At 38.1% G+C, this 23685-nt stretch carries 18 protein-coding genes and 1 riboswitch; of the genes, 6 read left to right on the top strand and 12 right to left on the bottom strand.

Features of this window, described 5'->3' with window-relative positions; genetic code table 11:
* The first annotated feature begins 269 nt into the window (after positions 1 to 269).
* Positions 270 to 1019: a class I SAM-dependent methyltransferase gene (locus J2S78_RS15345; RefSeq protein WP_306899971.1), complete on the top strand. Its 750-nt coding sequence runs from the start codon at positions 270 to 272 to the stop codon at positions 1017 to 1019.
* Positions 1020 to 1140: 121 nt separating this feature from the next.
* Here the strand turns inward: J2S78_RS15345 and J2S78_RS15340 are convergent, their stop codons facing one another.
* Both J2S78_RS15340 and J2S78_RS15335 read right to left on the bottom strand, forming a co-directional pair.
* On the bottom strand, positions 1141 to 1590 hold the full coding sequence (locus J2S78_RS15340) for a VOC family protein (RefSeq protein WP_306899970.1): 450 nt from the start codon (positions 1588 to 1590) through the stop codon (positions 1141 to 1143).
* A 663-nt stretch (positions 1591 to 2253) separates the two neighbouring features.
* A complete protein-coding gene (locus J2S78_RS15335; RefSeq protein ID WP_306899968.1) occupies positions 2254 to 3225 on the bottom strand; it encodes a Gfo/Idh/MocA family protein in 972 nt (323 codons plus the stop codon).
* 300 nt (positions 3226 to 3525) lie between these two features.
* Between J2S78_RS15335 and J2S78_RS15330 the strand changes: the two genes are divergently transcribed.
* Positions 3526 to 4299, top strand: coding sequence for a hypothetical protein (locus J2S78_RS15330; RefSeq protein ID WP_306899965.1), 774 nt, complete (start codon positions 3526 to 3528; stop codon positions 4297 to 4299).
* A 147-nt stretch (positions 4300 to 4446) separates the two neighbouring features.
* Here the strand turns inward: J2S78_RS15330 and J2S78_RS15325 are convergent, their stop codons facing one another.
* Both J2S78_RS15325 and J2S78_RS15320 read right to left on the bottom strand, forming a co-directional pair.
* Positions 4447 to 4929: a metallophosphoesterase family protein gene (locus J2S78_RS15325; RefSeq protein ID WP_306899963.1), complete on the bottom strand. Its 483-nt coding sequence runs from the start codon at positions 4927 to 4929 to the stop codon at positions 4447 to 4449.
* A 58-nt stretch (positions 4930 to 4987) separates the two neighbouring features.
* Entirely contained in the window at positions 4988 to 6106 is a 1119-nt protein-coding gene (locus tag J2S78_RS15320) for a serine hydrolase (protein WP_306899961.1), read from the bottom strand.
* 153 nt (positions 6107 to 6259) lie between these two features.
* On the opposite strand from J2S78_RS15320, the gene J2S78_RS15315 reads away from it, so the two are divergent.
* Entirely contained in the window at positions 6260 to 6913 is a 654-nt protein-coding gene (locus J2S78_RS15315; RefSeq protein WP_306899960.1) for a type 1 glutamine amidotransferase domain-containing protein, read from the top strand.
* Positions 6914 to 7096: 183 nt separating this feature from the next.
* Here J2S78_RS15315 and J2S78_RS15310 read toward each other — a convergent pair whose 3' ends face one another.
* Entirely contained in the window at positions 7097 to 8989 is a 1893-nt protein-coding gene (locus J2S78_RS15310; RefSeq protein ID WP_306899958.1) for a 3'-5' exonuclease, read from the bottom strand.
* A gap of 145 nt (positions 8990 to 9134) precedes the next feature.
* On the opposite strand from J2S78_RS15310, the gene J2S78_RS15305 reads away from it, so the two are divergent.
* Positions 9135 to 10244, top strand: coding sequence for a 5-methyltetrahydropteroyltriglutamate--homocysteine S-methyltransferase (locus J2S78_RS15305; protein ID WP_306899957.1), 1110 nt, complete (start codon positions 9135 to 9137; stop codon positions 10242 to 10244).
* Positions 10245 to 11016: 772 nt separating this feature from the next.
* Here the strand turns inward: J2S78_RS15305 and J2S78_RS15300 are convergent.
* The 3 genes from J2S78_RS15300 to gltC all read right to left on the bottom strand — a co-directional run bounded on the left by J2S78_RS15300 (position 11017) and on the right by gltC (position 14406).
* Complete coding sequence (locus tag J2S78_RS15300; RefSeq protein WP_370871582.1) at positions 11017 to 11784, bottom strand: TatD family hydrolase; 768 nt, start codon at positions 11782 to 11784, stop codon at positions 11017 to 11019.
* Positions 11785 to 11803: 19 nt separating this feature from the next.
* The gene (locus J2S78_RS15295; RefSeq protein ID WP_306899954.1) at positions 11804 to 13249 is read right to left on the bottom strand and encodes a restriction endonuclease FokI C-terminal domain-containing protein; all 1446 of its coding nucleotides are present in this window, start codon (positions 13247 to 13249) and stop codon (positions 11804 to 11806) included.
* Positions 13250 to 13518: 269 nt separating this feature from the next.
* Positions 13519 to 14406 (bottom strand): glutamate biosynthesis transcriptional regulator GltC, encoded by an 888-nt coding sequence (gene gltC, locus J2S78_RS15290; RefSeq protein WP_306899952.1) that lies wholly within the window; start codon positions 14404 to 14406, stop codon positions 13519 to 13521.
* A gap of 510 nt (positions 14407 to 14916) precedes the next feature.
* Here gltC and gdhA point away from each other — a divergent pair.
* Positions 14917 to 16299: an NADP-specific glutamate dehydrogenase gene (gene gdhA, locus J2S78_RS15285; protein WP_306900279.1), complete on the top strand. Its 1383-nt coding sequence runs from the start codon at positions 14917 to 14919 to the stop codon at positions 16297 to 16299.
* A 221-nt stretch (positions 16300 to 16520) separates the two neighbouring features.
* Positions 16521 to 16886 carry a DoxX family membrane protein gene (locus tag J2S78_RS15280; protein ID WP_306899949.1) on the top strand — a complete coding sequence of 122 codons (366 nt, stop codon included), beginning with the start codon at positions 16521 to 16523 and terminating at the stop codon, positions 16884 to 16886.
* Positions 16887 to 16938: 52 nt separating this feature from the next.
* Here the strand turns inward: J2S78_RS15280 and tenA are convergent, their stop codons facing one another.
* From tenA to J2S78_RS15260, 4 genes are all read right to left on the bottom strand, one after another.
* Entirely contained in the window at positions 16939 to 17607 is a 669-nt protein-coding gene (tenA, locus tag J2S78_RS15275) for a thiaminase II (protein WP_306899947.1), read from the bottom strand.
* Positions 17608 to 18894, bottom strand: coding sequence for an acetylornithine deacetylase (locus J2S78_RS15270; protein WP_306899945.1), 1287 nt, complete (start codon positions 18892 to 18894; stop codon positions 17608 to 17610).
* Positions 18895 to 18961: 67 nt separating this feature from the next.
* A riboswitch (TPP riboswitch) is annotated at positions 18962 to 19065 on the bottom strand.
* 261 nt (positions 19066 to 19326) lie between these two features.
* Positions 19327 to 21210: a molecular chaperone HtpG gene (htpG, locus tag J2S78_RS15265; protein ID WP_306899943.1), complete on the bottom strand. Its 1884-nt coding sequence runs from the start codon at positions 21208 to 21210 to the stop codon at positions 19327 to 19329.
* Positions 21211 to 21429: 219 nt separating this feature from the next.
* A complete protein-coding gene (locus tag J2S78_RS15260; protein WP_306899941.1) occupies positions 21430 to 23634 on the bottom strand; it encodes a choice-of-anchor I family protein in 2205 nt (734 codons plus the stop codon).
* Between the last annotated feature and the right edge of the window lie 51 nt (positions 23635 to 23685).

Genomic DNA, 23685 nt, shown 5'->3' with positions numbered 1-23685 from the left:
AGTCTTCGCTCCTGCTGAGGGCTAGCGATGAAACATATACAATCGTGAAACATTCTATTGTTTTAATTTTACAATTTGTTCTTCACCAGATATACTCATCATAATCTTTCAAATCGGGGGTATGGAATGATTAACCGTATTGTTCGAAGGTTTTCGGGCTGAAAAATTGCGTACCGTCCTACAAGGGGCAAGTGTTCCCTTTTTATGAATACTTTTTAAATGAATTCTCCGTAGTAACTTGGGTTTATGTATGAAAGGTGGTAAACAACGTGAATCAACAAGAGTATGAGAGTTTTTATGATAAAGTAGGAAAAATAAACGGTTGGGATTTTAGTACATTGAAGTATATTTCTGAAGGAGTTACATGGGATTTCTACAAAGAAGTAATTAAAAAGTGTGATCACAAAGATATACTTTTGGATCTTGGCACTGGTGGGGGAGAAAGTGTATTAAAGATTTCCTCTTCGTTACTACTTTTAATTGGAATTGATTTATCTAGTGAAATGATTGAAACAGCCCAATCAAATCTAAAAAAATCAAATGTTTCAAATGTGAATTTTTTTCAAATGTCTTCTGAAAACATACAATTTCCTAGTGGTTTTTTCGATGTGATTTCAAGTCGACATGCCCCTTTTTCTTCAAAAGAAGTTTTTAAGGTGTTAAAATATGAGGGGCACTTTTTTACCCAACAAGTAAGTGAAGCAGATAAATTAAATGTAAAAGAAGCTTTTGGTCGAGGGCAAGCTTTTAATCAGAGTGATGGGACGTTAAAAGAACAATATATTCGTGAACTTAGGAACGCGGGATTTTCTGAGGTTAAATCCTACGAATATAATGCTGTTGATTACTATCAGAGACCTGAGGACCTTCTATTTTTACTTAAACACACACCGACAATTCCAAATTTTGGTCAAGATAAGAAGGATTTTGAAATATTAAATGGGTTTATTGAAAAGAATAAAACGGAAAAAGGAATTATGACAAATTCTAAAAGGTTCATTATAATAGCAAAAAAATGAGAATGTTAATACTAGAGGGCGCTGACTAAACGCGTTAAAAGTTAAGTCTTTTTCCACAATAGCGCCCGATTGCATAACTATGGTCTAACTTTTTTCCTGATTTTCCGAAAGTAATTTTATGTTATTTCCAGTTCTGAATCTCTATAATATTTCCTTCGGGATCCTCTGCATAGACTACTGTTAATATTCCCACAGACTCATACTCTCTTTCTTCTAAACTTCCATATTTTTGTCCACCATGTTCAATTACCTTATTCAAAACCTCTTCAACGTTATCCACTACAAATGCAATATGTCCGAAACCTTTAGAACTAATATTTGATTGCTGATTATCAAGATTTTCAGGATAATATTGAAAAATCTCTAAAGTCGGCCCTTCATCAAACCCAGGTAAAGTTAAATGGATGCCTTTAATATTAACATTATCTATATTAGTAAGCCTATCTAGCCATTTGCCTGAGAGATCTCTTTCAGGCAATACAGGCTTACAGTTAAAAACCTTAATATAAAAATCAGATAATTTGCGCCAGTCATTTGCAACTATATTTGTATGAGCATATTTTATTGACATCAAAAACCCTTCCTTTCAAGATAGTAAATTATCTTGCCATTCTTATGCTACAATATGGCCCGCTTCTTGAATAGAAGGGAAGTTTTTAAACAACTATTTTATCATTTAAATGACTTTATTATTCGTGTTCAAGTAGAGCCTCCCTCCAAGACCCGCTACGAATAAATGGCTCGTTTTTGTCCCACGAGGGTTCTCCTTTTTTGTCTTAAGAAAAGGGGCTGGGACTAAACCTTTATAAGATAGAAAAATCGCTGCGCCAAAATACTTCGCTTTCACTCCAGAGCACAAGAGCGACATCGGCTCCCTGCGGATCACCGTGTCTCCTTTGCCGCGGGCACGGCTCGAAAAGAGAAAGATCGGCTAAAAGCGGCACGTCCTGTGCCAACGCCGATCTGACGGGCCCTCGGCAGAAAACCCCTGCCTGCGGGGTCTCACTTCCGCAGGATGCGGTGGCTTCTACGTTGCACACAGGACGTGTGCGGTTTTAGTAGAAGTTCCTTCGTGCTTTTCCCGCAGGAGTCGAAGCATTTTGGCTCCGCTAATATGCAGCTCTTGACCAGCGCAAGACATTCGTGTTTACTACCGCATATTTTTCTTTTGTCCCAACCTCTTTAAATATTTATTATTTGCCGCAAATGGTGCAGCGATGATGAACAAGAAGCATTATAGTTTCACAGCACGTCCTGTTTTCGCTGATTCAAGCGCTGCAGCTGTGACTTTTTGCGTTTTCAGAGCATCGCTGTAATCAGATAAAATTTCAGAAGTATCACCCGTTTTTACCGCATGAATAAAGTTCTCATTTTCTTTTTCATATGGATCATCTCTATCATTATATTCTTCTAATATCGTGCCGCTGTCATGTTCTACACGATCTGGCTGCCAACTGAGGATACCATCGTCTGTGTAAAATGTAATCCCTATATCGTGAACATGAGGAGGTAATACACACGTATTCGTTATGCTTGCAATCACACCATTTTCTAGTGTGAGCGTAACTGTTCCGACATCCGCTATCGTAAAATCTTCTTCCTTCTTGTGAAGCAGAGTGTTCGCAAACACAGCATGGACTTCTTTTATTTCACCAACCGTGTAACGGAGTAAATCAACAATGTGAATCGTTTGTTCATTAAATTGCCCGCCTGACTTATCTTGGTCTTTCCACCATGTCGTTTGAGGCAATCCGCTCATCCATCGACCAGTAACCATCCCTACTTCAAGCTCTTCCAAAAAGTTTTTCATGGTTTGCGTATTCTGTTTATAGCGAAAATGGTAGCCAACCGAAGTAATTAGAGATTTTTCTTCAATCTGCTCAGCAAATTCTGCGGGCATATCTGCCTCATTGCTCAGCGGTTTTTCTATAAAAAACGGAATATCTCTATCGATTAATTCTTTTTCAATCGCCCCATGTGACATAGGCGGCACACAAATATATGCTGCATCCAGATGCTCATTGTCTAACATCTCGGTTAAATCTTCATACCCTTTCGCATTGTCAAATTGTTTCGCCATGTTATCAGCTTTCTCTTTGCTTGTCCCGTAAAAAGCAGCTACTTGCACATCTCGCATTTCTGTTAGAATATCGGCATGTTTTTTACTGAAATTCCCGGTACCCATCATTCCTACTCTTATGGCCATCATGACTCTCCTTTATGACTTTATTTTTATTCTACCATTTCTGCACGCTTCTCTTCATCTCCTTTCCCTTTATATATAATAGTAAATTTTATTTATCTAAAAGGAAGCATATTAAATGAAAGGAATAATGTATTTTCTAGTTAATGTAGTAATTAAGACCTAAAAATAAAAATCTTTTTACCTATTTTTTACTCATTCTCTTTTATCTCTTTATTTTTTTAAGTATTCTTATTGTCGTGTGGAAATTTAATCCTTATAATATCAAATTTTAAAAAATCATCAATATAGTGGGAGGTTTCTATGAAAAAAACTGCATTACTACTTACTTTAACATTTATCATCGCACTAATGGCGGCCTGCAGCTCCGACGATGAGAATACAGAAGCAGCCGACGACGCTAAAACAGATTCTGAAACACAAGAAGAAGAAAATGAAGAAGAATCAGAAGAATCAGAGTCAGAAGATAATGGATCTAATTTAGCAGATGCTTCTTCCGAAGAAGAACAAGATACAGAAGAAGAGGAAGAAGAAGAATACGAGCCTTATGAATACGAAGAAGTATGGGCAGACGTTGGATTAGAGGTTGAATCCTCTAACGATGAAATAAACAGCGATTTAGAGAAATTTCAACCACTTCTCATCTCCGATACAAAGCAAGATTATCGCGGTTACGTTAGTAGCGTTTTAACATCTGTCCAACAAGAAGTTACGGTTGGTTATCATTATAAAAGGTTTATGAATAATGTTCCTGACATGTTAATGGACTTAAAACGAGTGGAATTAGAAACAAATGAAATGGATTATGCCCGACAGCAAATGATTAAAGCTTACGAAAAAGCTATTGATACCATTGAGCCGTTGGAATCAGAAATTGATGACATTCACGATGGTAATTTTGACACCGAGAGTATGAATGAACTTGAAAATAATTTGTTAGAAGTGTATCACTATGAAGCTCTAGCGTGTGTTCAATTACAAAGACTTAACGAAGAAGAAGATATAGAGTTGGAATTGGAAGGAGAAGACGCATTACTCGATTTCATTGATGAGAATTTAATAGAGGACAAATTATAACCCCTCCTTGAATGACGTCGGCAGGTCTAATTCCGACGTACAGGGATTCCCACAACGGGAAGAAATCCAGAGCACTTGGACGTTACAAACATCAAAGGAAAAGCTGACCTGAAGTGATGACAAACACTTATCGGTCAGCTTTTTTCTTTATAAAAAAACATGTTCGACATGAGGTTTTTCTTCTAATGTTATAATCCCGAAGGAACAATATGGAAGTTTCCGCTTATACAAAAGAGAACCGGGATTAAACAACATCGTTTTCCCGGCGTACCGGATGAGTGGAATATGTGAATGGCCGAAAACAATAATATCAAGATGTTCATCAAAAGCTTCTTGTGCCCGCTTTTCCGTTGTTTTTTTGTCTCCATGTCCATGTACAATCCCAATTTTCCATCCATTCTTTTCAATCACCCTTTTTTCTGGAACAAGACGCATTATCTCTTCTCCATCCACATTTCCATATACACCTGTCACATCCCCATATTGTTGCAACGTATGATAAACAGCTGGTATCTGCCAATCTCCAGCATGAATAATATGGTCTGCTGATTGTAATTCTTGTATGACTCTTTCCGGAAGCTCATGTTTTTTGTATCGAATATGAGTATCCGATAAAACGACTATTTTCATCGGTTCATTTACCTTTCTATAAGTTTTTAGCCCCTTTTTCTTACGGATGAAGGCTTCTCTATTCAACATCAAGCGTTCTGACTACTTCTTCTCGAAAACGTTTGTCCGTTGCAAATTTCCCAATAAATAAATTAAACTTATTTTGAATCCATAGAAGATCCATACGGGAAGGATCGTGAATAAAAATTGCCATATCCATCGTGTTCCCGTCTTCATCTTTTGAGTAAAATGCTGTTGTTAGAATAGATATTGATGATCCACCTTTTAAACCTAAATCAATTAAGCTAGAACCTTCATTGGGAATAATGTTCATAATTTCTTGTAAAATATCTTGTGCATTGCTTGTTAAAAACTTTCTTTTTCTAATCGCCTGCATAAGGTTTGCATATTCCTTCGTAGTAGATGTTGGTTGTTTTTGAGATGCAATAACTTGAAAGCGATTATTATATATATCTTTTGTATTTAGCTGATTAATTAAAGCCATTTCTTTGTCATCTTTTAATATCTGGTTGATCTCGATAGCTTTATTTGCATATTTTTCGTAGGTCATCCCTTTTATTTCCTTTAACGCTTCCTTAAATGTCATACCATTTTTTAATTGAATATACGTACAAATAAGGTTAGCAGATGATATTGGAAATAACGGATCATGCCGTTCCAAGGTTAATATTTTAAGAACTTGATTTATTTTTTCTAGTCCTAATTTATTTATTAGAAATTCCATATTTGCATTTGAACTGAATTCAATCATACCTTTTGCCACTTGAAAGAGTGAAACCTGACCTTGATTGATTTGGTTGTTATTTCTTAAGGACTCAACCCAATTCAAATGTGCTCCACCATCAGAGTTTTTGATAAAGTACTTATCCAATTCATTCAAAGGTACTAACTCTTTAATGTCTATTGCTTTTATATCTGCTTGTCTTGCAAATTCAATAGCTATAATTATTTTCAAGGTGCTTGCTAAAGGCATTTTTTTGTCTGCTTGATATTCCAACAAAGGGTAATCATTATAGATTGCAAAGATGGATGCTTTTTCTGGATTATTCTTGATAAACTTCAAGACATCCTGTTCGTTTTTCTTGTCCTCCATTAATTTTATTATTTTTGCTAATATGCCAAATATTGTTGGTATAAGTAAAAGTAAAACAACCACTATAATCCATACATTCATCATTACCATCCTCTCTTTTCAAAACTTACTTCGGATATTTATTTCACTTGTACCATTTCCGGACTTGTTCACCGTACACCGTTGAGCAGTATTTTTTACAGGAAGTTGATTATCATATTATGATAGAGCAGTAACTCATTAAAGGAGGTATTCATAATGGCTAAAAAAGTTCTCATGGTCGTAACAAATCATACTACTATTTCAGAAGATCACAAAACCGGGCTTTGGCTTGAAGAATTCGCAGTACCATACAATGTATTTAAAGAAAATGGCTTTGATGTAAAAGTAACAAGTATTGAAGGTGGTGAAGTTCCACTCGATCCTAACAGCGTGGAAGATCATCCAGAATGGAAAGAAGCAGAAGAAGAATTGAAGCATACCGTTGCTCTAAAGAAAGATGATACAGAAGGCTTTGATGCCATCTTCTTACCTGGCGGACATGGTACAATGTTTGACTTCCCTGATAATAGTACATTACAACATGTTCTCGAGCATTTTGCGGAAAACAGTAAAGTCATTAGTGCAGTTTGTCACGGACCAGCCGGCTTAGTTAACGCAACGTACGCCAATGGTACACCTATCGTGGAAGGAAAAACGATTTCGACCTTTACCGATAAAGAAGAAATTGAAATGCAGCTAGATCAACATATGCCGTTTATGCTTGAATCTAAACTTCGGGAAAAAGGTGCTAACATTGAACACGGTGATAGCTGGAGTGATTTCTCTATCACTGACGGCAATCTCGTTACCGGTCAAAATCCACAATCCAGTAAAAGCACTGCTGAAAAAGTAGTACAAGCCTTGAAATAAATAAAGCTAACGCTGCCCTCCTGTTAAAAAGAGGGCAGCATTTACATGTAAGTGCAACAAATGGCGGTTTTTAATATTAAATTAGCGCTTTCGTTTGATATATCGGCGGAATTTTGATGTGAATCGGCGAAAAATAAGAAATACCGGCGAAAATCTAAATTAATCGGCGAATTAACTTCTAAACTACAGCTTCGACTGTGACTGAATTCTCTGACGCTGTTCTACGACTTCATCAAAATACTTCGTATATTCGGATTCATCAGAATAAGAAATCATTAAATATTCAATAGCACGGGTCATACCAATATAAAGCAAAGCTGCTTCACGCGTTTTATCTTCTTCGAGTGCAAATGGCATGTTGTCTATATTCACGATAAACACAGCTTGAAAATCAAGACCTTTACTGCTATCGATAGTTGAAATTTTCGCTTTTCCATCTTCTTTTTCATACGAGCGTTTGCTTTCCGCATTTTCTGTTATCCACTGAAAAGGAATGTCTGCTTCGTTTAATTCAAATGCAATAGAAGAAACAATTCTTTTGTACGAATTAGCGCGATAAAGAATAACCATTTCTTCAAACGGAACGTGATGGTGTTGATGAAGTTTTTTCATCGTTTGGACAACCTTCTTCATTTCTTCTTTCCAATCTGATGATTGAACAATGGCTGGTTCTGGTCCTTTACGACGTGTGCTTCTCGGAGGGATAATCTCTTGGCCTTCTATTTCTCCGGTAGTCACCCCTTCTGTTCCAGAATGCTTCTGAAAAAAATTCCAGGCAAACGTAATGATTTCGGCAGTATTGCGATAATTAATTTGCAACACTTTCGAACGCCCTCGAAAGTCGAGTCCGGTATCCTGCCTATACGATCTTTTTCTTGGATAAATCGTCTGTGCCCGATCTTCAACAAGCAGCATAGAATATGTTTCTGGATTTAATAAGAAACTAACAAGCCGAAGCCATTCCGGTTCAAAATCTTGCCCTTCATCTATTAATACAGCATCATATGTAGGTAAAATAGCTTCCCCTTTTTCTAACTTTTCGAGATAGTCTGGGATACTTTGTTCCGATATTCTCAGATCTTTTTTTAACCACTCATGAAAATTGCGAACAGTAATTCCTTTCATCGAATCACGATGTTCCTCTGCTGCATCAAATAAATCAACCGGCATCTCCATTTTGGCACGAATCATGGAGTATATAGAACGAGAAAGTGATATATTATAACTTAGAACTAAAACTCTCCAATCCGGGTGTTCTTGCTTCATAATACGTACACGACTTGCTAAAATTAACGTTTTCCCACTTCCAGCTACACCACGAATCAAGCGATTTTTATCACCAATCTGTTTAGCCAACTTCTCTTGATGTAAATCCATCGTTTGCAAATCATGCAAGGACAATAGCAACTGATCGCGGTAAGGCGTCGTTTGCTTATAGTGTCCACCGACTCTGACTTCTGGGAATAGATGATAACGGATAGCATTGATCTCATTATGTGTTAACGGTTCTTTCAAACGAAACGGAACTTTAAACATACTTAACAACTTTTCTATAAGATTTTCTTCAGAAAATCTATCTTTCTCGGAATCAATCTCTTCTCTCGTCAATAGAAACATTGGATCAATCACATCATATAAATTGTGTGTAATGCATTGTTCTTGAGAAAGACGAGTGAATACCGTTCCATATCCACAAGGAAACTTTAACTTAAACTTGTATTTTCCGTCATGATTTATTAAATTCGTGTCTTTTTTTAAAACATTTTGAATCGTATACATATAATCCATCGCCTGTTTAAGGGGCGATTTCACCGTCTGTAGACCATCTGAGGTAGTATGAATCAGCCACTGATCATGATTAAGGCTGTGTAGACTGTTCACTGTATAGTCTTTCACTTCGAGCACAAGCAACCCAAGATAAGGCCCAATAATGACAAAGTCTGCCCGGAACTCCTTAATTTTTGGTTCATAATATACGATATAGTCATCATCTAAATGCTTTTTTAATGTTTGAAAAAGGATTCTTTCGCCTGTCGTTGCCATATTCTGAATCGATTCAGGGATCATGACAGCCATCGTCTTCCACCCCTTTTTATGTTAAACTAACAAATATTTACTACCCATTATACCACGTCATGATGATTTCGTATTTATCGATACAGAAACACTCATGTTATAATAATGGGAATCAATCAAATTTCACAGAAAGAAGGAATTAGTAATGAGTGGAGAGTTAAAGCAGGCTCCTTTCCGAGCAGATCATGTGGGAAGTTTATTGCGTTCGGAAGGCATCAAAAACGCAAGAATTCAATTTGAAAAAGGAGAAATCAATGCGGACCAGTTACGGGAAATAGAAAATGAAGAAATTACCCGCATTGTAGAAAAACAAAAAGAGGCTGGATTAGAAGCCGTCACCGATGGCGAATTTCGTCGTTCATGGTGGCACTTTGATTTTCTCGAACAACTAGACGGAGTAGAAGGTTATGAAACAGACACTGGTATTAAATTCGAAGGTGTGGAAACAAAGGCCCGCGCCATCAAAGTAACAGGCAAGCTTGATTTTTCGGATCACCCTATGATTGATCACTTTAAATTTCTAAAAAGTGTAGCTGGAAATCATACAGCAAAAATGACCATTCCTAGTCCTAGTATGCTTCATTTTCGTACAACGTTTGAAGATGGAACCTATGACGATCAGGAGTCCTTTTTCACTGACTTAGCTCGTACATACAAAAAAGCCATCCAAGCGTTTTATGACGCAGGATGCCGCTATTTACAGCTAGATGATACATCTTGGGCTTATTTCTGCTCTGAAGATCAACCGGAAGAAGTGCTTGGTAAAGGCGTCGATCCAGAAGAAATTAAGAGCTGGTACGCTAAAACAATAAATGATGCGATTGCAGATAAACCATCTGACATGAAAATCACGATGCACATTTGCCGCGGTAACTTCCGCTCTACCTGGATTGCTTCCGGTGGATATGAAGCGGTAGCCGAAACTATTTTTCAAAAATTGAACGTCGACGGGCTCTTCCTAGAATATGATACTGATCGGGCCGGCGGGTTTGAACCACTTCGTTACGTTACCCGTTCCGATCTTCAAATTGTTCTTGGACTTATCACTTCTAAATTTGGGGAGCTGGAAAACGCAGAAGATGTGAAAAAACGAATCGAAGAAGCTTCCAAATACGTAAACCTTGATCAACTTAACCTCAGTCCGCAATGTGGATTTGCTTCTACAGAAGAAGGTAACATTTTAACCGAAGACGAGCAGTGGGACAAGCTTCGTCACGTTGTTAAAATTGCAAATGATGTGTGGACCAACCAATAAATTATCTTTTTGACATCCAAAGGGATCGCGACCTTTTGTAGTAGAAAATTGAAAACAAAAAGGGTGCCATGAACGTAACATGGCGCTCTTTTTGTGTCTTACACCGTAACAAACGGTTGATGATTTACATTAACCCTTGTTCGGAAGATGAACCAGTCAAATGCGTAACTAATGTTTTCACAAAAGGCTTCGTTATGATAGGATATGGTTGTAAAATTTAACCACACAGATAACTTTAACATCAGGAATAAACGATAGGAGAAGTGGTGATGAAAAATACATTGGTCCATGCAGGATATTTCATTATCCTCATTGCGCTTTCTATTTTTTCCTTTTTTTTCATATTTGGCTCAGGATTCGTCGGAGACCTAAATGCTTCCGTATTCGTTTTTCTTTCCATTTTAAGTATGATGTGGGTCAGTAGTTATGCATGGTCTGTTCTTCGAATAGAGTCATCATCAGCTGAAGTTGATCATACTACCCGTATAAAAAACTGGTATTTTGTTAGTATACATCTTGCAGGTACATGTACTGTATTTAACTTATTTTTATCAACCATGTTCCCAACTCCACCATTCCAACTAGGCTATCCATGGATTTTTATTGGGACTCCCCTTGTTATGTTCATCATTTGGCTTTCTCTCTTTTATCGATATGCAAAGAACAAAAATAAACCTTATCATTCTATAATGAGTTTCGTACTCCTTTTCCTTTCTTTGTTATACTCTTATCAAGTTTGCAGTCTTTACATGAACCAGCTCTTTTAGTAATCTTAACCTCCATACATTCTCGCTAGATTGTCGTTTAACTTTTGTTTTAACGTCTCTGGTCGTTCATCCTTTTTGGGAGCAAGAAAATCAATCACTCTATCTATTAATAAGGGTGTCGTTTTTTCTCCTACAAATGGACCTTGAAAAGACCAGGGACCATCCGTTTCTAACAACAATTGATGGTCAGGGACGATTTCTGCCAATTGCTGATCCCGCCCCCGATAACACACTTCAGGCGTAACCGAAATAAAATACCCCGATGCTGTAATATTTCGCACAACATTAGGCGGAGCCTTCAGCCAATGAAAGTGAGCCGATATAGTCGGCGCATGCATCTGCAGCATATCATATACTATTTTTGCTTTATCGTGAACGGCATGAAGCGCAACTGGCAGATGGTGTTTTTCAGCTACCTGAAAGCATTCTATTAGAAACTCTTGATAAGCCTGCAGCGAAAATGGCAGGTCGGTGAGTTCATAGTGTGGCAATCCAATTTCGCCAATACATGTAATATTTTCTCGCTCGATTTTTACTAAACGCAGCCACTCCTGAAAATCCGATGAAGCAGGAAGGGGCATTTCTGGATGAAAACCACAACCTGCCAAAACAAACGCTGGATACCGTTCTTTTAATTCAAGCGTTCGATAGGAAGAAGCTAAGTCGTTAGAAACAGCCACCACTTTTTCTACACCCGCCGCCTGCCATTTTTTGATATGCTCTTCCACATTATCGTATTTTTCCAAATGAATATGCGCATCTATCACTGTCATCATCCCAACTTTGTACTTACTATAATGACCAGCTCATTCTATCTTTTAATATGCTCCGCGTTAATTCACCTGTGTAATTCAGAACCTGTAAATTGAATTCTGGTTCTTTTTTTGTAGAATAGTCTTTCCAGTATTCAGCTACATACTTCAAATCTTCTGCCGAAACTAAAGCAACATCAGTGTCTGTTTCAGAGAATGCTTTTAATTTTTGCGCTTTTGATATAGCATCAGGGGATATCCATGAGGTTATAATTAAGAACAATGTCACTCTATTATCGTTCGCTCTAATATATTTTAAAAATTGATCAAAATGTTCATCGGGGAAATTATACTCCTTCTCCACACTTTTGTTATCCCAAAGAATTGTTTCATTTTTGTCATTAAACTTTATTTTACCGTCCGCATGTTTACTTCCTGGCATGTGGACTAGTTCCAAACCTAACTTAACTTCGAATATATATCTTGTTGCTTCTTCAAAATACTTTTCAGCTTCAAGATCCTTGTCTATCACTTTATTTACACGAAGACGTTTTAAATTCCTTGCTGCCAGGTCTTCAAAATAATCGAAGTATAAAGAACGTTCGTCTTCTGGATCAGAAATGTTTTTACCAGAAAGATTTTCATAGTAATCTATAATATTACTGATCCTTTCATTTTTTGTACCTGTGATTCGTACTCCTTCTAATTCTTTTAAAATTTCTTTCAACTCATCATTTGAAAATGTATCCAGTGCTTTCGAAGGGAGAATATTATGTTTTAATATTCTGCTGACTAATATTTCTTTTACCCCAGAAGAATTTAAATAACATTGTGACAAAATATGTTTTAAATGATTCTTCGTTAAATCGTTTAACAATGATTCATACGTTGCCTTTCTTAATTCTCCTCCTAATTCATATCTTATAATTCGTGCTAACTCAGATGGTATAATATAATAAGCTGCATCTGATTTAAATCTTAATATCAGTCCTCTGGATTGTAAATTGCGAAGTGCTTTTTCAATTTGTCTATGACTATGGGGTTTGTTCCCTTTTTGCGGAAAACGTCCAAGTCTACTTTCTATAATATAATGATCTCGTTTTGTTAACTCTAGTTCCTGTCTTAATACCGTTAACATATTTGTTTCGTGGGCATTTAAAGCTTCATCCTTTTTCCAAGCGGCTGATAAAACAGATGAATAGATTCGACAATAATCTTCCGAAATAGTATTTTTAATAAATTCATCTTCCAAGCTGTCTTTTACAATTTGGTCTTCTAACTGCTCTACATTTTGAAGCAGAATCGATTCCTCTAAAACATAGCCCTCGTTTTCCAAAAGTGACATCAATATCATTTCGTTTAAGAGCGCAATATCCCTGTATTCTTCCAAGAAGTTAAGATTACGGGTAACCCGGTCTTTATTCTGAAACTCTTCAATATTTTTTAAAATAACTTCCCGCATTTCATCTTCATCATTTAATTTCACATCTTTTAAAAAACTGTCCACAATTCTATTTAAATATAATTTGCTCATTTTAGGCAAGACGTCTTGTACATTCATAAAAACACCCTCATTTCAAAATTTAGGATAAACTGATTAGAACTTATTTACTTTTTCTCGTTTTTCTGTCATTTTCCTGCTATTTTTTTATGTTTATTGTCCAATTGGAAATAAAAATTCCTTCCAAATAGCACTACTTGCCAACACAAACTAAAAATCCAGCAAAAATAAACTGGATTGTCACTATTTGTTTCTCATTTAACGAAAAACTCTTTAATGTATTGAAAAAATATAGATTCTGTCGGTAGCAGTTGCCGCTCTTTCGGTGTGATAACTCCTACTGTACGGGTCACACCAGGGTTCTTGATTGTCTTTTTTACCGTAAAACGCGGCGTCGTGTCGACTAAAGTTATCTCAGGAATCAAAGCGATACCAAGACCCGCAGAAACAAGTCCTTTCAACGCGTCAACATCATCCCCTTCAAAAGCAACTTTCGGTTCAAATCCTTGCTCTAAACAAGCATCAATCACCATCTCACGAAAATACATACCTTCTGGTAACAAGATAAACGATTCATATTTTAACTGCTTCAATGTTAGATTTTCTTCATTGGCTAATGCATGGTTGCTTGGCAGTAAGGCAATAATATTTTCTGTAAACAATATATGTCCTTCTACCTTCTCATCATCCATCGGAACTGGGGCTAGAATCCCCATGTTGTATTCTCCGTTTTTCACTTCATCTATCACATCATAGTAAATGTTTTGTTTAAGCTGAAAATTTGCATCCGGATACTGCTCTCGAAACGAAGAAATAACTGTCGGCATCGTATAAGCAGCCATACTTATCGGATAGGTCACCCGAATAGTACCTCGTTCTGGCTCTAGGTACTCTTTCACTTCCTGCGTTGCATTTTCTAACATTTGCATGGCTTGTTTTGAACTGCCCAAAAACATTCTTCCTATCGGAGTTAACCGAACTCGTCGTCCTTGTCGGACAAACAAATCAACACCTAGTTCAGACTCAAGATTCACGATTTGCCGGCTGACTGCTGATTGTGCAACATGCATATTCTCAGCCGCTTCTGTAATATGTTCACGTTTCGCTACTTCCATAAAATATTTTAATTGTCTCAATTCCAAAAGTCATCTCTCCTCGATTCATCTCGATATGATATCATTTCTATCTTTAATCCGTATTGATTAGATTATTTATACACTATAAAATACACCTTATTGGATACATTAACAATCATTCATTCGTTAAACTAGGAAAGGGTGAATTACAATAATGTCTAATGTAAAATGGAAATCATGGCAAAAAAGTGTTGTGCAAGAGGATTATGTAAAGCCTGAAATCTCGCAGGAAAACAGAATAAAAAGAATCCATGAAGTGAATAAAAAGTATAAACCATCTTCTTATTACACTATGTTAGCAAATAAATACAAATAAGACACCTATCTTTAAAACATCCTCTACTACAGATGAAAGGGCGTCTGTAGCCCTTTTCCGCGCGAATCATCTCATACCGGCATGAAACCTATCTATACTTCATATTGTTTCAAATTGCTTAAAAATTATAAAATACTCCATAACACTCATTTTAATATTAGGTAATGATCCCATTTTTACTTGGAGGTTTGGATAAGTATATGACTGTGACAGCTCAACCTACGCAAACCGATAAACAATCAGCGGAACAGTATGTAAATGAAGTATTTGAAGCCGTGAAACATCGAAATCCCCACGAAACAGAGTTTCATCAAGCCGTCAAAGAAATATTTGAATCCCTCGTACCAGTGTTTGCAGCCCATCCTGAATATATGAAAAATGGAATACTGGAAAGATTGTCAGAGCCTGAACGTGTGATATCTTTCAGAGTTCCATGGGTAGACGATCAAGGAAACGTACAAGTGAACCGAGGGTTTCGTGCACAATTTAATAGCAGCATTGGTCCTTATAAAGGCGGACTCCGGTTCCATCCATCAGTTAACGCCAGTATTATCAAGTTTTTAGGCTTCGAACAAATTTTCAAGAATTCTCTGACTGGTCAACCGATTGGAGGCGGAAAGGGTGGATCTGATTTTGATCCAAAAGGGAAATCAGACGCAGAAGTGATGCGTTTCACCCAAAGTTTTATGACGGAACTGTCAAACCACATCGGATCTGATATCGATGTCCCAGCCGGCGATATCGGAGTCGGACCTCGAGAAATCGGCTATATGTTCGGTCAATACAAAAGACTTCGCGGCGGGTACGAAGCCGGTATCTTGACAGGAAAAGGAATAGAATACGGCGGAAGTCTTGGCAGAACAGAAGCTACAGGATACGGAACGGTATATTTCATGGAGGAAATGCTAAAGGATAAAGGTCAGAACTTCAAAGATAGTACAGTTGTCGTATCGGGATCAGGTAACGTTTCTATCTATGCGATGGAAAAGGCAGCACAATTAGGTGCTAACGTAGTTGCTTGTAGTGATTCGAATGGATATATTTATGATAAAAACGGAATAAATCTAGACACTGTTCGAAGATTAAAAGAAGTTGAAAGAAAAAGAATCTCAGAATACGTGGAAGAACATCCAGAAGCAGAATACCATGAAGGGTGTACCGATATTTGGTTTACTCCTTGTGACATCGCATTACCATGTGCTACACAAAATGAAATCGATGAAGCAGCCGCAAAAATACTCGTTGCCAACGAAGTGAAGGCGGTCGGAGAAGGGGCTAATATGCCTTCGACGTTGAAAGCAATCGACGTCTTCCAAAATAACGGCGTTCTTTTTGGACCAGCTAAAGCTGTTAATGCCGGTGGAGTTGCTGTTTCTGCTTTAGAGATGGCTCAAAACAGCATGAGACTTTCCTGGACATTTGACGAGGTAGATACGAAATTACAAGACATTATGAAAAATATTTATCGCAACAGCATTGATGCTGCAGAAAAATACGGTCACCCTGACAATCTTGTCATGGGCGCCAATATTGCCGGTTTTCTTAAAGTAGCAGACGCTATGCTTGAACAAGGTGTTATTTAAACTTTTGAATAAGATTCTATAAGCGAGGCTTTCCCAAAAAGGGAAGCCTCGCTTTTTCATCGTGGCGACAAAGCATATGGGGGTGTAGAGGCCACAAGGACGGGGATGGAAACGGGGATCCCCCGTCACTGCGGATGCTTCATTTGTAGATTTTCTCTATTCCATCATAGTCATATGTTCTCCTTTTGTCTCATACTTTCTAAAAAAAGGGAGGACAAGTTATGTTTACCACGTTTTCTGCTATCACTATAATTCGTTATCTTACAGCATTTGTTTTTATCGTTTCTGGACTTATGAAAATAATTAATCCTGCTATTTTAAGCGGGCTTGATTTACCTTTTTCTGTGAATATAATGTTTGCTGTTGCTTTATTGGAAATCCTTTGCGGTATTTTTGTTGCTGTCAATAAGCAAGTGAGAAATGCTGTTATCCCACTCATCATTATCATACTAACAGCTATACTCATAACAAAAATGCCTCTTCTGGAAACAAATATTTTAACCTTTTTATTTGAAGCGAGGCTAGACATCGTCATGCTCATCTTACTAGTCACAATTTTTTATAAATATTCTATATCTGACGTGTGAAGAATTTGTCCGGTTTTGTGGCTGCTGTTAGCCTTCACTCTTTAAACACTTTCTACACAGGCCACACTTCCTCGTGGTATGCCATGTCCCAGAACATATATTCAAATCGTGTGGTGGTGAGGAACATTTCTTCCAGGTGACGGAGTTCATGCTCTGGTTTCTCTTCTGCCAATTGATCCAAAAGATTTATTGTCCACTGTGCCAATTCTTGAAATTCGTCATCCGCATACATCGAAATCCATTCTCCATAGAATTCATGCTCACTCGCACCAGGAATCTGCTGAAGAGACTTCCCGATTTCAGCATAGCTCCACATGCATGGAAGCAAGCTTGCGACAAGCTCCGCAAGACCTCCATTTTGACCGACAGCCAGCATATAATGTGTGTAGGAAACCGTAACAGCTGCTGGTTTCGCCTGTTCAAGCTCTTCTTCACTAATATTAAATTTCTTCGCATATTGACGATGAAGGGCCATCTCCGTATTCAAGGTTGTGTCTAACATTTTGGCGAATTCACCCATTGTTTTTACATCTGTTGCTTTCACAGCACCTATAGCAAACAGCTTCGCATATTCGATTAAGTACAAGTAATCTTGAATCATAAAATATCGGAATTTATCCTTATCAAGTGTACCTTTTCCCATTTTTTGTACAAATGGATGGTTATGGTTCTTTTCCCAAATCGGTTTTACCTTTTCATATAATCGTTCGCTGAATGTCATCTACTCATCACCCTTTCTTTTCATTGAACACCATTTATAAATAAAAACAATCATTGCCTTTGTAAATTGGATAAGCTGTTCGGTGGAAACGGATTCGTTGACTGTATGGGCATTCCGCAAATCACCAGGACCATATATTAGTGTCGGAATACCAGCATCTCCAAGCCATCCACCATCGGTGACCGATGGCGACATACTAACAGAAGGCTTCTCCCCAAATATTCTTTGATGAGCTTCCTTTAGAGCCTGTGTCCCTTCCCCTTCTTCATCAATATCAAGGGAAGGAAAAATTTCTCCCCGCTCTTCAATCATCGACGTGCCTCCCCATTCAAACACCGGGGGGTTTTCTCGTAGCCAAATATCCGCTTCTGCTACTCTTCGAACATGATCTTCTACTTCTTGTGCAATCGTATTGTGATCTTCATTCGGATAAAAATGAACGGTAATCCAAAGGTTGCATTCATCAGCGACAAAAGCCGCATGGCGCCCTCCTTCAATAACCGCCGGATTAATGGTGTTCATCCCCACCGGAAAGTTTGGATAAGACTTTGTCACAGCCCAGTGGTTCTCTAAATCCCGCAAGCCACTCATGATCTTCATCATTTTCTCAATCGCACTGGCCCCTTTTACACCGCCGCCAGCATGAATCATATTGCGGCGGGTGGCGTCATGGTATGTATTCGGACTTTTTATAGTAATCCAACCAGTGATCACACCACCCTGTCCTTGAATATTCAGGTCACTTGTATCTACTACTACCGCTAAGTCTGCACTGTAACCACGTTCACAACATGCGAGAGTACCAGCTTCCCCAACTTCCTCTCCAATCACTGATTGAAAAATGAGATTGCCCGGTAGACGAATCCCCTGTTCATGGAGAAGTTTTATTGCAAAAAGCGCCCCTGCCAATCCCCCTTTCATATCCGCAGTACCACGCCCATATATTCTATCTTCTTCGATAACAGGGTCAAACGGCCCGTACTTCCAATCTTCACTCTCCTCTACTTCTGCCACATCCATATGTCCATTAATAATGAGACTTCTATAGGCCTCTGGATTTTCACCTTCCCGTGTTCCAACCACATTTGGATCACCTGAATACACATCCCACAGGTCCGTCTCAAAATCTAGTTCTCTTAAAAATTGCTCAACGAATTGTTGGGCTTCGTTTGTGTTTCTCGCTGGCGGACTTGGTGTTCTAAAGCGGACTAATTTCTCCACAAGAGCCAGCAGCTCCTCTTCTCTTTCCTCTATTAGTTCTTGTAATTGCCTGAGTTTTTCTTCCACAACAGTCCCTCCTCCTAAAAATAAAAACAGCCACTCTAACGAAGAGTGGCTGCACATATCATAAGAAAATTAGGTGCTCACACTTCCCTCCGCTAGTATAAACTAGATCAGGTTGCAGGGTTAGGACAACTTCATCCTTCTCAGCCGTAAACGGCACCCCTAGTGTTCAAGTTACATTTTTTGTTATTTCCCATTACCAACATAGCACAGTTTTCCCTATTATAAAACTGCTTTTTTAAACAGATGCTGACTGTTTTTCTTCCGTTGCTTTTGTTGGCGTTTTTAATACTTTTTGCAGTACAAAAGCCAAGACCGCAAGACCTAAGGCCAGTAAATCAAACCACAAACCACTCTACATAAAGAAAATACCCTGATGAAAGTCCATCAGGGCGTTCCATGCAACGTCAATTAAGCAAGTCGCTGAATCTACCGTTAATCCATGATCTTACACATGTCGTTGGTAAAAGATACAGGGTCCTCCACAGATAATCCTTCAATTAGGAGGGCTTGATTATACAAAAGGTTTGTGTAAAGATTTAATTTGTCTTTATCATTATCATAAGCGTCTTTAAGAGAATTATAGACATCATGGTTGATGTTGATTTCAAGCACTTTATCCGCTTGAATATTTTGATTATCCGGCATCGATTGCAATATCTTTTCCATTTCAATCGATACTTCTCCATCAGCAGTTAAGCAGACCGGATGACTTTTGAGGCGTTTGGATGCGCGGACATCCTTCACTTTGCCGGTTAAGAGATTTTTAAGCTCATCAAACATCTCTTTATTTTCCTGTTGTTCGGATTCCTCTTTTTCCTCATCTTCTTCAGACTCAATGCCAAGATCTCCGCTTGCAACGGACTTAAATTCTTTATCATCGTAGGACATCAACGTTTTAATCGCGAATTCATCAATATCTTCGGTGAAATAAAGAATTTCATAGCCTTTGTCGAGTACCATTTCTGTTTGCGGAAGTTTCTCAATGCGGTCATAAGATTCACCCGTTGCATAATAAATGTACTGTTGATCGTCTTTCATTCTTTCCACATATTCCGCTAAGCTTACCATTTTCTTTTCTTTGGAAGAGTAGAAAAGTAATAGATCTTTTAAGTCATCTTTATTTGCACCATAATCCATTTGTACGCCGAATTTCAACTGACGTCCAAAAGATTGGTAAAACTTCTCATAATTTTCACGTTCATTCTTCAACATGCTTTGTAGTTCTTTTTTAATCTTGCTCTTAATATTTTTCGCAATGAGTCGGAGTTGACGATCATGCTGGAGCATTTCTCTTGAAATGTTCAACGATAGGTCTTCTGAATCCACAATACCTTTAACAAAGCCAAAGTAATCTGGAAGCAGATCAGCACATTTTTCCATAATCAACACACCATTTGAATACAGCTCCAACCCTTTTTCATAGTCCTGGGTATAATAATCAAATGGAGTATTTTCAGGAATGAACAAGATAGCTTGATAGCGGACCTGCCCATCAATGCTAAGATGAACGTGCTTCAATGGTTTATCAAATCCATAGCGACGCTCGGCATAAAAGGCTTCATAATCCTCATCTGTCAGCTCACTTTTGTTCTTTTTCCAAATAGGAATCATGCTGTTGATGGTCTGTTCTTCTGTCACTTCCACCGTTTCTTCTTCATTATCCTCTTGTGGCTGCTGTTCTGTAACATCCATTTTAATAGGATAACGAATATAATCTGAATACTTTTTGATGATAGACTGCAGACGATTTTCCTCTAAGTAATCATCATAATTTTCTTCCTCACTGCTTTCTTTCACTTGAATGAGTATTTGAGTGCCATGTGTCTCTTTTTCTGCAGGCTCGATTGTGTAGCCTTCTGCTCCATTAGACTGCCATTTAAAGGCTTGTCCGCTGTCCGCCGATTTTGTGTAAACCGTCACTGTATCTGCCACCATGAACGCAGAATAAAACCCAACACCAAACTGTCCGATGATATCATGCCCGTCTTCGATTTCGTTTTCATTTTTGAACGCCAAGGAACCACTTTGAGCTATGGTACCTAGGTTTTGTTCCAATTCCTCTTCTGTCATCCCTACTCCTGTATCTTCGATTTTCAGGATACGGTTGTCCTTATCTGCACTCACCTTTATGTAGAAATCGTCCTGATTGAAGGTGATAGAATCATCGGTAAGCGCCTTATAATACATCTTATCAATAGCATCACTCGCGTTTGAAATTAATTCCCGTAGGAAAATTTCTTTCTGCGAATAAATCGAGTTAATCATAATATCCAACAGTCGTTTCGATTCTGCTTCAAACTGTTTTGTAGCTGTCATTATTAATACCCCTTTCAACAAATATTGACATTATTTTAGCACTCTTGATAATCGAGTGCTAATAATCACTAATTTAATTTTAACGATTCATTTTTGCGTGTCAAGAAGTAAAGAGCGGTTTATCTGAAAAATACTCAATAAAAGGGGGATTGGCCTAATAAATCTTACTTCATCAAGAAGAACTGCCCTTTTTTAAGACAGCTCTTTTCAAATTTATCTTTATTCTATTTCTGTTGCTAACAAGGAAACTACTTTTGCTGCCTGAGCACGGGTGCTATTACTTTTTGGTTGAAATCTGCCGTCATCCGTTCCGGTCATAAACCCAAGCTCATGCGCTTTTTCCACATCTGTTTTTGCATAATCACTAATGTTGTCTTCATCCTTATATGTGACTTCAGAAGCTGCTACTTCCTCTTCCGATGCATACTCAAAAGCACGAACTAACATAGCGGCTATTTGTTCTCTCGTAATAGGTTGATTCGGGTCAAATGTGCCATCCGCTCTTCCCGTCGTAATTCCTGCTTCAAACGATGCTTGAATAGCAGAAGCAGCCCATCCTGGAGCATCCTTAAACTCCGTATTATCACTATCAGTTGACAATCCTAGCGTCTCACTTATCATTACTGCAAACTGAGCACGGGTAATATTCGCTGAAGGTTCAAACGTCGTATCTGTTTTTCCTGTTATAATTTCCTTTTCATATAAATCTTTAATATACGGATATGCCCAGTGATTATTATCTGCATCTAAAAATGGATAGTTCTTTGTTTCACCCGGGGAGCCAGTATTTTCATCTATTTCTTCTGTAAATTCATAAACAGCAACGGTCCCTGATACTTCATGTGTAGCCGCAAGCAAGGCCCGTCCCGTAGGACTATCTTCAGCGTTAATAAAAGATAGTCCTTCCGGTGCCACGTCTCCAGCTACATCCTCATTAAAGTCACGGCTTGAAATCATGGTCACAAATTCTGTTTCTTGAGGTGTCGTTATATCATATACCATTACCGCACTAAAACGTTCTAGAGCCGTGAAGGCATAAGTCTTATCGCCGATTTCTCCTGTAACCGTTGTTTCCGGTTCAGGTCCTTTTGCGTCACTTCGTCCGTCAAATTCAATTTCATCATTATTTGTATTGAAATACTCCGGCATCGCTTCTCCAGTAATACGTTCTATCTCTGAACCACTATCATAAACACGTTCCATTGTGTCAGCGTTAAAAATGGTAAAACTTCTTCCACCGTAAGAATATAAGGCTTCATATACACCGGCATCATTTTTCCCGTGTTCTGCTGTGACTTCAGTACCTTCCATGTCTTCTAAAAGACCGTTATTCACCAACTGATCTAACTCCGCTTGTGTATACCCTTCATAAAAATCAGCGTTTAACTGTACTTTTTCCAAATCTTTAATTTCAACTTCCTCGGAATAACCGTCATAATCACGTGCATCTCCTTCGTTTGGAGTAATGATATACGATTGTCCATTAACAGTAAAAGTATCAATCGCATCCGGCATATAAAATCCAAGCAACGGCAAGTTTTCTATTTCCATTTCCCCGTTATCTTTTGCATCTAATTCATTCCCAGGAAGAGAATGATCTTTTAGTCCAAGACCTTTTACCGTTTCTATTGTTTCAGAGTTCAAATCAATGGTGGCAACAGCATTGTTTTCCTGCAGTGCAACATACGCGGTTGTACTATCTTCCGAAACAGAAATATATTCAGGTTCTAATTGTTGAAGTACTGAACCCTTTGAATCCACACGAACGTCTTCATCAAGCATACTTTCTTCAAATGTTAAAGTATGTATCGGAACTTCCTTGTTTTCAGAAACGCCTTCTGAAATATCAATGAGTGAGATTGAACCCTCAGGATCTTCGGTATAGTCTTCATTCGGTTCTCCTTCATTAGCAACTAACACCTTACTGCCATCTGGGGTGAAAGTAACCATATCCGGGAGAGCTCCGACTTGTACATGATTTATGTAATCTCCATCTTTACTAAGGAACACAATATACCCAGGATTTGTCTTGGGATCACTTACTACCGACAATGCAATTAAATCTTCGTTTGGATGAGCGGAAACACTAGTTATGTCATCCACCTGCTCCATCCCAAAATCCTCTACATGAATTCGTTTAGATAATTCCATTTGTTCAAATTTATCAGAAGTTATTTCAGAAAATGATAAAATATCAAGTCCAGATTCTGCGCCATTTGTAACAAAAGCCCGCTCCTTTTCCTCATCATAAGCGAGAATTTCAGTGCCTCCCTCTCCGGCCAAACTATCATACTGGGCAATCTGTGAAACGTTCAAACTTCCCGTACCATGTTGAAAAAACGGCGGCTCTTCTGCCTCTGCATTAAACGATCCATAAACAGATAATAATAAAAATGCTGTTGTTGCGCCTAGTGACTTTTTCAAAATAACCATCATTCCTTTCTATTAATGCTTGTATGTACATTTTATAGCATC

Source organism: Salibacterium salarium (assembly GCF_030813635.1).
In the GTDB taxonomy this organism is placed as follows: domain Bacteria; phylum Bacillota; class Bacilli; order Bacillales; family Marinococcaceae; genus Salibacterium; species Salibacterium salarium.
The sequence above is the reverse complement of the archived record's forward strand: the minus strand, read 5'-3'. Positions and strand labels throughout refer to the sequence as shown.